A 12,705-nucleotide genomic window follows, 5' to 3' on the forward strand; every position below is an offset into this window, starting at 1 on the left:
CGCCGTAACACTTTCGTCACGCCGACCCCGAGCCGCCGTCCGGGGATTCCGACGCCCGGACGCGGAACGGCCCGCCCATCCCGGAGGATGAGCGGGCCGTTCGCGATGGACGACGCGGGGCGCCGCCCGGGAGGCTCAGGCCTCGACGGTCTCCTCGGCGGGCGCGTCGCCCGCCTGGCTCTCGTCGATGACCGGCTCGAGCGCCATCTTGCCGCGGTCGTCGATCTCGGCGATGCGGACCAGGATCTTCTGGCCCACCGAGACGACGTCCTCGATGTTCTCGACGCGCTTGCCGCCGTTCAGCTTGCGGATCTGCGTCACGTGCATGCGACCATCCTTGCCCGGAAGCAGCGAGATGAACGCGCCCGAGGGGATGATCTTCACGACCGTGCCGAGGAACTGCTCGCCGATCTCCGGGTTGGTCGGGTTGGCGATCGCGTTCACCTGCGCGCGGGCCGCCTCGGCCGAGGGGCCGTCGGTCGCGCCGATGTAGACGGTGCCGTCCTCCTCGATGGAGATCTGCGCGCCGGTCTCATCCTGGATCGCGTTGATCGTCTTGCCCTTGGGGCCGATCAGCTCGCCGATCTTGTCGACCGGGATCTGCACGCTGATGACGCGGGGCGCGGTCGGCGCCATCTCGTCGGGAGCGTCGATCGCGGCGTTCAGGACCTCGAGGATGCGCAGGCGCGCGTCCTTCGCCTGGGTCAGCGCGCCGGTCAGCACCTCGGTGGGGATGCCGTCGAGCTTGGTGTCGAGCTGGATCGCCGTGACGAACTCGCTCGTGCCCGCGACCTTGAAGTCCATGTCGCCGAGGGCGTCCTCGGCGCCGAGGATGTCGGTCAGCGCGGCGTAGCGCGTCTGGCCGTCGACCTCGTCGGACACCAGGCCCATGGCGATGCCGGCGACGGGGGCGCGCAGCGGCACACCCGCGTTCAGCAGCGACAGCGTCGAGGCGCAGACGGAGCCCATCGACGTGGAGCCGTTCGAGCCCAGCGCCTCCGAGACCTGACGGATCGCGTAGGGGAACTCCTCGCGGGTCGGCAGGACGGGGACGAGCGCGCGCTCGGCGAGGAAGCCGTGGCCGATCTCGCGACGCTTCGGGCTTCCCACGCGGCCGGTCTCACCGGTCGAGTAGGGCGGGAAGTTGTAGTGGTGCATGTACCGCTTGCTCGTCGTGGGCGAGAGCGAGTCGATCTGCTGCTCCATCTTCAGCATGTTCAGCGTGGTGACGCCCATGATCTGGGTCTCACCGCGCTGGAAGATCGCCGAGCCGTGGACGCGCGGGATGACCTGCACCTCGGCGTCGAGCGGACGGATGTCGGCGAGGCCGCGGCCGTCGATGCGGACGCCCTCGGTCAGGATGCGACCGCGCACGATCTTCTTCGTGACCGACTTGTAGGCGGCGGAGAACTCGAGCGGGGCCGCGGCGGGCAGCTCGCCTGCCTCGACCTTCTCGATCAGCTCGGCCTTGACGCGGTCCTTGATCGCGTCGTCGGCGGCCTGGCGCTCCTGCTTGTCGGCGATCTGGTACACCTTCACCAGCTCGTCGTAGGCCTTCTCGTTCACGAACGCGAAGGTCTCGTCGCTGTAGGCCGGGAAGACCGGGAACTCCAGCGGAGCCTTCGACGACTTCGCCGCCATCTCGGCCTGCGCCGCGACGAGCTGCTTGATGAAGGGCTTCGAGGCCTCGAGGCCCTGGGCCACGATCTCCTCGCTCGGCTTGGTGGCGCCGGCCTTGATGAGGTTCCAGCTGTGCTCGGTGGCCTCGGCCTCGACCATCATGATCGCGACGTCCTCGTTGCCCTCGGCGTCGGTGACGACGCGTCCGGCGACGATCAGGTCGAACACGGCCGACTCGAGCAGCTCGGCGTTCGGGAACGCGACCCACTGGTCGGCGCCCTCGCCCTGGCCGGGGATGAGCGCGAGGCGCACACCGGCGATGGGGCCCGAGAACGGCAGGCCCGAGATCTGGGTCGACGCCGACGCGGCGTTGATCGCGAGCGCGTCGTAGAACTCGCCCGGAGCGATCGAGAGGACCGTCACGACGATCTGGATCTCATTGCGCAGGCCGTCGACGAACGACGGGCGCAGCGGACGGTCGATCAGACGGCAGACGAGGATCGCCTCGGTGGAGGGGCGGCCCTCGCGGCGGAAGAACGAGCCGGGGATCTTGCCCGCGGCGTACGAGCGCTCCTCGACGTCCACCGTCAGGGGGAAGAAGTCGAAGCCCTCGCGGGGGTGCTTGCTGGCGCTGGTCGCCGAGAGGAGCATCGTCTCCTCGTCGAGGTACGCAGCGACGGCGCCCTGCGCCTGCTGCGCGAGGCGACCGGTCTCGAACCGGACCGTGCGGGTGCCGTAGCGGCCGTTGTCGAGAACGGCCTCGGCGGCGGTGATTTCAGGACCTTCCAAGAGGTCTGTCTCCTTCTGTATGCCCCGCGATAGCGGGGGCTCACGTCAGGAGCAGGGGAACAGGCAGATATAGACGCATGGCGCATCGATCACGCTCGCCTGCGCTGGCCACCAGGAGAAATCCACCAGACCGGATCCATCGGATCGTGCGCCTGGGAGACCACTTCAGGGGACCAGCTTCCTGCCAGCCTGCTCCGTGTGCATATGGAATTTTCGACCCGGGATCCGCCGAAGCGGGCCCGGGAGGCGGCCTCCGCAGAGCGAGGGCCTCGCTCAGCCTATCAGCGACATCCCGATCCGGTCAGGGGCTGTCGCAAGGCGCGGCGCGCTCCTACCGTGGCGGTATGACCGACTTCCCCGAGCAGAGCACCCCCGACGAAGAGCGCCCGGTCGATCTCGACGACGAGACCGAGCTCGAGCTTCCTCCGCCGACGCTGGATCCGGATGAGCGGGTCGAGGACGCGCCGGATCCCATCGAGGACGAGACCCGCGACGAGGCGCGCGGGCTCGGCGGCCTGGACGACTGACGCGACGGAGGGGCGGACCTTCTCGATCCGCCCCTCCCGTGCGCGTCGGCCGCAGAGCCGACGCGTCAGCTGAGCTTCGAGCGCTTCGGGGCGTTGCGTCCCGGGATCACGATGTAGTCGGCGTGCTTGGACACCATGCCGTCGCCGGCGGTGCGGCCGCGCATCCGGCGCCACACCCACGGCAGCGCGTGCGTGCGCAGCCAGTCGCCCTGCGGCGGGGCGTCCTCGCTCGGGTCGAACCCGTGCAGCGCGTCGTCGAGCTGGCCGACCGCCTCGGCGTCGGGGATGCCCAGTGCCTCGGCCGCGCGATAGGCGAGGTAGCGGTGGCCGCGCGAGCTCAGGTGCACGATGTCGTCCGCGTACATGGTGCGATCGCCGAGTGACGGCAGCGCCGCGGCGTCGAGCAGGTACGAGTCGGTGGCGGCGGCGACGCGGCGCAGCTCGGCCGCGTACAGCGCAAAGCGGCGGGCGAAGATGCGGGCCGCCGGCCGGTCGGGAAGGAACGGCGTGACGAGGAGCACGTCGGCCCCGATCGCGCGCAGGTCGCGCACCGCCTTCTCGACGTGCGCGGCGAGGCGCACCGGGTCGGCCCCGTGGCTCACGAGGTCGTTCGCCCCCATGAAGATCGACACGAGATCGGGTTCCATCTCGAGGGCGCGCGGCGCCTGCTCGTTCACGAGGTCGCGCACGCGACGGCTGCGGACCGCGAGGTTCGCGTACTGGAAGCGCCCGCGCCCCTGCGCCAGTAGCGTGGCGAGGCGGTCGGCCCAGCCGCGGTACTCACCGTTCGCCATGCGCGACGTGTCGCACAGGCCCTCGGTGAGCGAATCGCCGAGGGCGACGTACCGGGTCCACTGCTTGCGCTGCGGCGGCGCGACGGTGTCGGCCCTGACGGCGCCCCTTCCCCGGGTCGCGTCGTCGAGCGGACGCAGCCGCTGGGCCTCGCAGTAATACTCGATGAGCTGGTCGCCGAGCGACTCCCAGGTGCGGGACGTCACGCTCTCGCGCGCGGCGGCCCCGAAGGAGCGGCGCTTGGCGTCATCGCCCTTGAGGTCGAGCACCCGCTCGCGCAGGTCGTCGAGGTCGCCGGGTGCGTAGAGCCAGCCGTCGACGCTCGAGCGGACGAGGTCGACGGGGCCGCCGCGTCCGGTGGCGACCACGGGAACGCCGCTCGCGAGGGCCTCCTGCACGGTCTGGCAGAACGTCTCGCTCTCGCCGGGGTGCACGAACACGTCGAGGCTCGCGAGCGCCTTGGCGAGCTGGTCACCGCCGAGGAACCCCGTGAACACCGCGCCGGGGAGCTTCTTCTCCAGGCGCTCGCGCTCGGGGCCGTCGCCGATGATCACGAGCCGCACGCCCGGGATACCGCACAGCACCCGCAGATCCTCGACCTGCTTCTCGGCAGCGAGCCGGCCGACGTAGCCGACGAGCAGCTCGCCGCGCGCGACCTTCGCGCGCCATCCGTCGCTGCGACGGTCGGGGCGGAACCGCTCGGCGTCGACCCCGCGCCCCCAGCGGCGCAGTCGATCGACCCCGAGGCCGGCGAGCTGCGCCTCGGACGCGGAGGACGGCGCGAGCGTGAGCGTGGCGCGCTTGTGCAGGCGGGCGACGTGCGCGGAGGCGAGGGGAACGGCGCCGGGAACGCCGTAGCGCTCGGTGTAGGCGATGATGTCGGTCTGGTAGACGGCGACGCTCGGCAGCCGGAGCGCGTCGGCGGCCACCTGACCCTTCCAGCCCAGCGCGAACGGGGAGGCGAGGTGCACGACGTCGGGGTGGAACTCGCGCAGCACGCGGGCGATGCGGGCCGTCGTCGGATACGCGACGCGGACATCCGGATACGACGGCATCGGCATCGACGGCAGCAGCTGGGTGAGGCCCGTGGGGGCGTGCTCTCCCTTGCCTCCAGCGTCGGGCGCGACCACCAGCGTCTCGTGGCCTCGGCGCTCGAGGTGCCGCACCATCTGCAGCACGGAGTGCGTCACGCCGTTCATGTGCGGGAGGAAGGACTCTGCGACCAGTGCGACCCTCATGCCTCCAGGGTGACGCGCCCGGATGACACGGAGCCGCACCGCACGGGCCGCTTCGCCGACCGTTCACCCGGGAGGACCGAACCTTTCACCCTGCACACCCCGGCGCGTCACGGGGCGTCACGCGGGACGGCCGTGACGCCCCGATCGAGCCCCTGCCGCCCGGAGCGGGGCAGGATGGATGAGTCACCCCCGAGGAAAGCGAGCCGCCGCGTGTTCCAGAGCCACCACCCGTTCGACGACATCACGGTCGAGTCGCTGAAGGAGGTCGGCAGCCTGAAGTGGACGGCGTTCCCGGACCGCCTCGCGGCGTGGGTGGCCGAGATGGACTTCGGCGTCGCTCCGCCGATCGCCGAGGCGCTGCACGCCGCGGTCGACCGCGGGGCGTTCGGGTACCTGCCCGAGGCCGACGCGCGCGCGATGTCCGAGGCCTACGCGGCCTTCTCCGCCGACCGGTACGGCTGGGAGGTCGACCCCGCGGACGTCCACGCGTTCCCCGATGTCATCACGGCGCTGGACGTCGCGATCGAGCACTTCAGCGCCCCCGGATCGGCGATCATCGTCCCGACGCCGGCGTACATGCCGTTCCTCACCTGGCCCGCCACGCAGGGCCGTCGCGTCATCCAGGTGCCGCTCGCGCGAGACGGCGAGGACTGGGTCTACGACCTGGATGCGCTCGAGCGCGCGTTCGCGGACGGCGGCGGCCTGCTCGTGCTGTGCAACCCGCACAACCCCATCGGCAAGGTGCTGACGCGCGACGAGATGGCGGCGATCGGCGAGGTCGTCGAGCGGCATGGGGCGCGCGTGTTCTCGGACGAGATCCACGCTCCCCTCGTGTACGGCGAGCGCCGCCACGTTCCCTACGCATCGGTGAACGAGACCACGGCCGGGCACACGCTGACCGCGACGTCGGCGTCGAAGGCGTGGAACCTGCCGGGTCTCAAGGCCGCGCAGGTGATCGTGTCGAACGCGGCCGACCGCGAGCGGTGGGCAACCGACGGGCGGATGTGGGGTCACGGCGCGTCGAACCTCGGCATCGTCGCGAACACCGCGGCGTACGCCGCGGGCGTCGACTGGCTCGACGACGTGCTGCAGTACCTCGACGGCAACCGGCGGCGCCTTGCCGAGCTCGTGGCGGAGCACCTCCCCGGCGTGCGCTACGCCGCACCCGAGGGCACGTATCTGGCATGGCTGGAGTTCGCCGCGCTCGACCTCCCGGCATCCCCGGCCGACTTCTTCGGCGAGCGCGCGGGAGTCACGCTCACCGACGGCGGGATGTGCGGCGACGTGGGGACGACCGCGGCACGCCTGAACTTCGCGACGCCGCGGCCCATCCTCGAGCGGATCGTCGCCGCCATGGGCGAGGCCCTTCGCAGCCGCTGAACGGCCGTCGTTCGTCGGCCGTTCACCGTCGGCGCGTACACATGTGTCGTGGATGAGCTGATCGCCGGACTCGCGGCGAACCCCTGGGCGCTCGTGGTGCTCGCCGGCATCGTGTTCGCCGACGCGTTCCTTGTCGTCGTTCCCGGCGAGGTCGCGGTCACGGCGCTCGGCTCGGTGGCGGTGGCGCACGGGCTGCCTCCGCTGTGGGCGGTCATCCTGATCGGCGGGGCCGCGGCCTTCGCGGGCGACGTCTGCTGCTATCTGATCGGGCGCCTGCTTCATCCGCGCTCCTGGCGGGTGATGCAGCGGCCGAGCCTGCAGCGCGCACTCGACTGGGCTGCCCGACGGCTGCGCACCCACGCCGCGACCGCCGTGTTCACCGCGCGGTTCATCCCCTTCGGGCGACTCGCCGTGAACCTCTCCGCGGGCGCCGCGATGGTCCCCGCGCTCCGGTATCTGCCGATCGCGGCCGTCGCGGCGATGGCGTGGGCGGCGTTCCAGGCGCTCATCGGCGCCGCGATCGCGTCGATCATCCCGGGCGGCACGGTCGTCGCGGTGATCGTCTCGATCGTGATCGCGCTCGCCGTCGGGTGGACGGTCGACTTCGTCCTCGCCCGCGTGCGCCCGATCGAGTGAGCCGCGCTCGAGCCCGCCGCGCTTAGAGTCGCGGTGTGGATACGAGCGCGATCGGGCGGAGGGCGCTTCCCGTGCGGCGGATCGAGGAGCATCCGCTCGCGCCGGCGGACAGGGACGCGTGGCCCGCGACCCTGCCGCCCGTGCGACAGATGCTCGCCGAGGGACTCGACCTCGGCCCGGTGACTGTGCTCACGGGTGAGAACGGCGTGGGCAAGTCGACCCTCGTGGAGGCGATCGCCGTCGCGTACGGGATGAACGCCGAGGGCGGATCGACCGGCGCCATGCACGCCACCCGGGCGTCGGAGTCGCCGCTCGGCGAGCACCTGCAGCTGGTGCGCGGCGCGGGTGCGCCGAAGCGCGGCTTCTTCCTGCGCGCCGAGACGATGCACGGCTTCTACACGTACCTCGAGGACGTCGGCATAGGCGCGCCCCTCCACGAGCGCAGCCACGGCGAATCGTTCCTCGACCTCGTCAGCGAGCGCACGCACATCCGCGGTCTCTGGATCCTGGACGAACCGGAGTCGGCCCTGTCGCTGTCGGGGTGCCTGGCTCTGCTGGGGCTTCTGCGCGAGCTCGTCGCGCAGGGCTCGCAGGTGATCCTGTCCACGCACTCCCCCGTGCTGGCGGCGTTCCCCGGGGCGGATCTGCGGGAGCTCGGAGAGTGGGGAATCCGGCGCACGTCGTACGACGATCTCGACCTGGTGCGGACGTGGCGGCTGTTCCTCGGGGCGCCGGGAAGCTTCCTCCGCCACCTCGACTGACCTCGCCGTCGCGCGACACGGGTCCGCGCCGCGTGCGCTTCGCGGCGCCTCGTGCTGGTTGACTTCCACGGTGGCACGCACCTCCAACGACCTCTGGCAGACCCTCATCACGCTGCGCGGCAACCCGCGCGCCTGTGTCTGGACCGAGCCGCTCTGGGGTCTGTCGATGGCCCTCGTGCTGCCGTACCTGTCGGTGTTCATGCTGACCCAGGGCGTTCACGATGCGCAGATCGGCCTCATCGCCAGCGTCGGCATGGTGTCGCAGGTGGCGTTCGGCCTCGCCGGCGGCATCATCACCGACCGCCTCGGCCGGCGGGCCACGACGGCGTGGTTCGACGTGATCGCGTGGGTGATCCCGTGCGTGGTCTGGGCCTTCGCGCAGAACTTCTGGTTCTTCCTCGCCGCGGCCATCGTCAACGGCGCGCTGCAGGTGACCTCGAACTCGTGGGACTGCCTCATGGTCGAGGACGCCGAGCGCAGCCAGCTCACCCGCATCTACTCGCTCGTCCGCGTCGCCGCCGACTGCTCGGCCCTGTTCGCGCCCATCGCGGCCGTGCTGGTCTCGCAGCTCGGCCTGGACATCGCGGTGCGGGTGCTGTTCGTCAACGCGGCGGTCGTCATGCTCGCGAAGGTGATCTGGCTCTACCGCTGGTCGCACGAGACCCGGCGCGGCGAGATCCGGATGGCCGAGACCCGCGACGTGAGCGTGTGGCGTCTGCTCGCGGGCTACCGCGGCGCGGTGGGCCTGCTGCTGCGGTCTCGCGGATCCATCCTCGCGCTCATCATCGCCGCCCTCGTCGCGGCTGTCACCCTCGTGAACGGCACCTTTTGGCAGGTCGTCGCCAGCCAGCACCTGAACGTGCCCGACGCGCTGCTTCCGTTCTTCCCGATGGTGCGCTCGCTGCTGTCCATCGTCTTCCTGTTCACGGTGATCCCGCGTCTGAGCTCGGGCGTCGACCTGAAGGCCGCGGCGATGTGGGGCTTCGGCGTCTACCTCGCGGGTCAGGTTGTGCTCGTCGCGATCCCCGCCCCGGAAGGTCAGGCGACGTTCGAGACCTACGCGCTGCTCGGCGTCTGCCTCCTGCTCGACAGCTTCGGCGCGGGAGCGGTGTTCATGCTCTCGGAGTCGCTCGTCGCGCTGCACGTCGACGAGGCCGAGCGGTCGCGCGTGATGGCCGTGCAGCGCACGGTGATCATGCTCGCCGCGGCCCCGTTCGGCTGGATCTCCGGATGGCTGTCGGGGATGGACCGCACCTGGCCGTTCTGGCTGACCGCGGGCCTGCTCCTGATCGGGCTCGTGCTGTCATACGCGCGCTGGGTGCCGCATCACGACGATGCGGCACCCAGCGCGGTGTGACGGGATCACTCCCCCGCGAGACCACCCAGGAGGTGACCGAACCCACGACCCGCACCGAGGTACGTGTCGGGGTCGAACGGGTCGGCGTCCTCGACGTGCGGCTTGGCGGCGATCGCCTCGGCGAGCTCGCGCGCCCCGCGCTCGATGCGGGCGCTGAGCGGGGCGACCTCGTCCTCCTTGCCGCCCCAGTCGCTCGACGCGGCGAACACGCCCGTCGACACCGGCTCGGCGTGGAGGTAGGCGAACAGCGGCCGGATCGCGTAGTCGATCGCCAGCGAGTGGCGGGCCGTCCCGGCGTTCGCACCGATCAGGACGGGAGTGCCGGTGAGCGATTCGCGGTCGAGGATGTCGATGAACGACTTGAACAGCCCCGAGTAGCTCGTCGAGAAGATCGGCGTGACGACGATCAGCGCGTCGGCCGTCGTGACCTGGGTCAGCATCTTCTCGAGCGCCGGCGGCGCGAAGCCCGCCAGCAGGTTGTTCGTGATGTCGTGCGCGTAGTCGCGCAGCTCGAACGCCTCGACGGTCGCGTCGATGCCCCGCGCATCGAGCTGCGCCACCGCGGCGGCGGCGAGCCGGTCGGCGAGCATGCGCGTGGACGACGGCGTGGAAAGTCCCGCGGAGACCACGGCGATGCGGCGTGTGTCGGTCATGTTCCCTCTCCTTGTTCAGTTGTGCGTCAGCGAGTGGCGGCGGACCCGAAGGCCGAGCCGGCCTTCGGAGCGGCCGCGGGCGTGTCCTGGTAGGGGCCACCCGCGGTCAGGTTGTTGCCGCCGGCGGCGGTGGGACGCGCCTGGCGCGGCTCGGCGTCGCCGTACGCTGCCTTGACCCGCGCGGCGTGCGTGGGCGCGTCCGGCACGTTCGCCGGACGGTTCTGCGCGAGCTCCCGGCGCAGCACCGGCACGACCTCGCCGCCGAGCAGGTCGAGCTGCTCGAGCACGGTCTTCAGCGGCAGGCCGGCGTGATCCATCAGGAACAGCTGGCGCTGGTAGTCGCCGTAGTAGTCGCGCATGGCGGCGTAGCGGTCGATGACCTGCTGCGGCGAGCCGACCGTCAGCGGCGTCATCTCGGTGAAGTCCTCCATCGCCGGGCCGTGGCCGTAGACGGGGGCGTTGTCGAAGTACGGGCGGAACGCGTTGACCGCATCCTGCGAGTTCTTCGCCATGAACGCCTGGCCGCCGAGCCCCACGATCGCCTGCTCGGGCGTGCCGTGGCCGTAGTGGGCGTAGCGCTGGCGGTACAGCGCGATGAGGCGCTGGTAGTGCTCCTTGGGCCAGAAGATGTTGTTCGCGAAGAAGCCGTCACCGTAGTACGCGGCCTGCTCGGCGATCTCGGGCGTGCGGATGGAGCCGTGCCAGACGAAGGGCGCGACGCCGTCGAGCGGACGCGGCGTGGCGGTGAAGCCCTGCAGGGGCGAGCGGAACTTGCCCTCCCAGTCGACGACATCCTGATCCCACAGCTGGCGCAGCAGCGCGTAGTTCTCGATCGCGAGCGGCAGCCCCTGGCGGATGTCCTGGCCGAACCAGGGGTACACGGGGCCGGTGTTGCCGCGGCCCATCACCAGGTCGACGCGGCCGCCCGTCAGGTGCTGAAGCATCGAGTAGTCCTCGGCGATCTTCACGGGGTCGTTCGTCGTGATGAGCGTCGTGGCGGTCGAGAGGATGAGGTTCTCGGTCTGCGCGCCGATGTACGCGAGCGTCGTGGTGGGCGACGACGAGAAGAACGGCGGGTTGTGGTGCTCGCCGAGCGCGAAGACGTCGAGCCCGACCTCCTCGGCGTGCTTCGCGATGGTGACGATGTCGCGGATGCGCTCCGCCTCGCTGGGTGTGCGGCCCGTCGTGGGGTCGGTCGTGATGTCGCTCACCGAGAAGATGCCGAACTGCATCCCCGAGGTTCCCGGCTGCGGCGTGGTGGTCTCGCTCATCCCTGCTTCTCCGATCCGTCCCGTCGTCCCGGCGGGGGTGTTGGTGGTCTCGCGCATTTGTATGCGTGTGAATATACCTGGTCCAACGTGATCGTGCCAGATCTATTCCCATGGTCGCGCACGCCGCGACGGTAGCGTTGGGGGGATGAGCGCGCCTTCCCCGGCGACCGGATCGGTCGCCCGTCACCGTCGACGGGTCCCCTACTGGGACAACGCGCGCTTCGCGTGCATCGTGCTCGTGGTGCTCGGCCACGCGATCCAGCGCCTCACCTACGATTCGGACATCGCCTACGCGATGTACCTGGTGATCTACGCGTTCCACATGCCGGCGTTCGCGATCATCTCCGGCTACTTCTCGAAGGCCGACCCGCCCTCGCGGCGCCAGATGGCGCGCGTGATCACGGACATCCTGGTTCCCTACGTGATCTTCGAGGCCCTCTGGTGGCTGACGAAGGGACTGTTCGAGGGCGATCCCGATCCCAACCTGACCCAGCCGTCCTGGACGCTGTGGTTCCTGCTCGCGCTCGGCATCTTCCGGCTGATCCTGCCGTACCTCGCGCTGCTGCGCTGGCCGCTGCTGTGGACCGTCGTGATCTCGATCGGCGTGGGATACCTGCCGAACGTCGACAGCACGTTCTCGCTCGCACGCACGCTGGGATTCCTGCCGTTCTTCGCCCTCGGCTGGTGGCTGCGCGCGCACGACGTGGTCGGCCGGCTGCGCCTGCTCGAGCGCAAGGCCTGGTGGGCGCGGGCGAGCGCCGTCGCGGTGTTCCTGCTGGCGGGCTGGGCCGCCTGGGCGGGTCTCGAGACCTGGCACGGGATGGACATGCGCAACTGGCTCTTCTACGACCAGGACTACTCGCACTTCCTCGGCGAGACGCCGTGGTGGGCCGGCGGTGTGCGGCTGCTGCTGATGGCCGTGGCGGTCGTGCTGTGCGCCGCGTTCTTCGTGATCGTGCCGCGCGGCGAGTTCCCCTTCACGAGGCTCGGCACGTACACGATGTACATCTACCTGCTTCACTCGTTCGTGCTCTACCCGTTCCGCGAGTCGGGCGCGCTGCGCGACCTCGAGCCGACCTGGATCTGGCTGCCCCTGGTGTGCCTGCTCTCCGTCGTCATCACGGTGCTGCTCGCCTCCAAGCCGGTGCGCTGGCTGTTCCGCCCGCTCGTCGAGCCGCGCTCGCGCTGGCTCTTCGCCGACGCCGCCCTCCTCCCGCACGCGGGCGGGGCGGATCCGACCGGATCGCGTCGCCCTGCCGCGACGGACCGCCCGCCGTCGCGGGGATGACGCGAACGCGCGCGACGTCACGGAACGTGAACTGCACCTCATCCGGAAGGTCGACGACCTCGTAGGTCTCGGCGGCCGTGTCGAGCAGCGTGAGCGCGTTGAGCAGGTAGCCCTCCGCGTCGGGGTCGTTCTTGTAGTCGCCGACGACGATGGGGCTCGCCTCCGAGACGTACGCGTTGCCCATGCGGCCGTACTCGTCGGGGGCGGTCAGCTTCGTGAACTCCCCGTCCTTGAACAGCAGCGCACCGTCCTCGCATCCGAAGACGACCGCCTCGTCCGCGGCCGTGCCCTCTCCGTGGATGCCGGGGCACTCGTCGCTCGACGCCGCCTCGTCCCGGTGGTCCTCGTGCGGGTGAAGCGCCATGGCGCCGGAGCGCGAGGTCTCGTCGCCGA

The 12,705-nt window shown here is 70.8% G+C and carries 10 protein-coding genes; 6 read left to right on the forward strand and 4 right to left on the reverse strand.

Features of this window, described 5'->3' with window-relative positions; translation table 11 throughout:
• Positions 1-135: 135 nt before the first annotated feature.
• Complete coding sequence (locus IR155_RS05325; protein ID WP_135113791.1) at positions 136-2,409, reverse strand: polyribonucleotide nucleotidyltransferase; 2,274 nt, start codon at positions 2,407-2,409, stop codon at positions 136-138.
• A gap of 344 nt (positions 2,410-2,753) precedes the next feature.
• Between IR155_RS05325 and IR155_RS05330 the strand changes: the two genes are divergently transcribed.
• The gene (locus IR155_RS05330) at positions 2,754-2,936 is read left to right on the forward strand and encodes a hypothetical protein (protein WP_135113792.1); all 183 of its coding nucleotides are present in this window, start codon (positions 2,754-2,756) and stop codon (positions 2,934-2,936) included.
• Positions 2,937-3,001: 65 nt separating this feature from the next.
• Here IR155_RS05330 and IR155_RS05335 read toward each other — a convergent pair whose 3' ends face one another.
• Positions 3,002-4,966: a GDSL-type esterase/lipase family protein gene (locus tag IR155_RS05335; protein WP_135113793.1), complete on the reverse strand. Its 1,965-nt coding sequence runs from the start codon at positions 4,964-4,966 to the stop codon at positions 3,002-3,004.
• Between the two features lie 174 nt (positions 4,967-5,140).
• On the opposite strand from IR155_RS05335, the gene IR155_RS05340 reads away from it, so the two are divergent.
• From IR155_RS05340 to IR155_RS05355, 4 genes are all read left to right on the forward strand, one after another.
• Positions 5,141-6,346, forward strand: a complete 1,206-nt coding sequence (locus IR155_RS05340) for a MalY/PatB family protein (protein ID WP_135113794.1) — start codon at positions 5,141-5,143, stop codon at positions 6,344-6,346.
• Between the two features lie 48 nt (positions 6,347-6,394).
• Positions 6,395-6,982, forward strand: coding sequence for a DedA family protein (locus IR155_RS05345; protein WP_135113795.1), 588 nt, complete (start codon positions 6,395-6,397; stop codon positions 6,980-6,982).
• 35 nt (positions 6,983-7,017) lie between these two features.
• Entirely contained in the window at positions 7,018-7,743 is a 726-nt protein-coding gene (locus IR155_RS05350; protein ID WP_233441109.1) for an AAA family ATPase, read from the forward strand.
• A gap of 70 nt (positions 7,744-7,813) precedes the next feature.
• Positions 7,814-9,100 (forward strand): MFS transporter, encoded by a 1,287-nt coding sequence (locus tag IR155_RS05355; RefSeq protein WP_233441110.1) that lies wholly within the window; start codon positions 7,814-7,816, stop codon positions 9,098-9,100.
• A 5-nt stretch (positions 9,101-9,105) separates the two neighbouring features.
• On the opposite strand, the gene IR155_RS05360 is transcribed toward IR155_RS05355, so the two are convergent.
• Together IR155_RS05360 and IR155_RS05365 are read right to left on the reverse strand one after the other, a co-directional pair.
• Positions 9,106-9,753 carry a CE1759 family FMN reductase gene (locus IR155_RS05360; RefSeq protein ID WP_135113796.1) on the reverse strand — a complete coding sequence of 216 codons (648 nt, stop codon included), beginning with the start codon at positions 9,751-9,753 and terminating at the stop codon, positions 9,106-9,108.
• Between the two features lie 26 nt (positions 9,754-9,779).
• Positions 9,780-10,985, reverse strand: a complete 1,206-nt coding sequence (locus tag IR155_RS05365) for an LLM class flavin-dependent oxidoreductase (protein WP_167760714.1) — start codon at positions 10,983-10,985, stop codon at positions 9,780-9,782.
• A gap of 184 nt (positions 10,986-11,169) precedes the next feature.
• On the opposite strand from IR155_RS05365, the gene IR155_RS05370 reads away from it, so the two are divergent.
• Positions 11,170-12,312, forward strand: coding sequence for an acyltransferase family protein (locus tag IR155_RS05370; RefSeq protein ID WP_135113798.1), 1,143 nt, complete (start codon positions 11,170-11,172; stop codon positions 12,310-12,312).
• The last annotated feature ends 393 nt before the right edge of the window (positions 12,313-12,705 follow it).

This window comes from Microbacterium paludicola (assembly GCF_015235415.1).
GTDB classification, from domain to species: domain Bacteria; phylum Actinomycetota; class Actinomycetes; order Actinomycetales; family Microbacteriaceae; genus Microbacterium; species Microbacterium paludicola.

Coding starts and splice junctions, on each gene's coding strand:
- IR155_RS05330 (WP_135113792.1), top strand. CDS start 2,754: ATGACCGACTTCCCCGAGCAGAGCACCCCCGACGAAGAGCGCCCGGTC.
- IR155_RS05335 (WP_135113793.1), bottom strand. CDS start 4,966: ATGAGGGTCGCACTGGTCGCAGAGTCCTTCCTCCCGCACATGAACGGC.
- IR155_RS05340 (WP_135113794.1), top strand. CDS start 5,141: ATGGATGAGTCACCCCCGAGGAAAGCGAGCCGCCGCGTGTTCCAGAGC.
- IR155_RS05360 (WP_135113796.1), bottom strand. CDS start 9,753: ATGACCGACACACGCCGCATCGCCGTGGTCTCCGCGGGACTTTCCACG.
- IR155_RS05365 (WP_167760714.1), bottom strand. CDS start 10,985: ATGCAGTTCGGCATCTTCTCGGTGAGCGACATCACGACCGACCCCACG.
- IR155_RS05370 (WP_135113798.1), top strand. CDS start 11,170: ATGAGCGCGCCTTCCCCGGCGACCGGATCGGTCGCCCGTCACCGTCGA.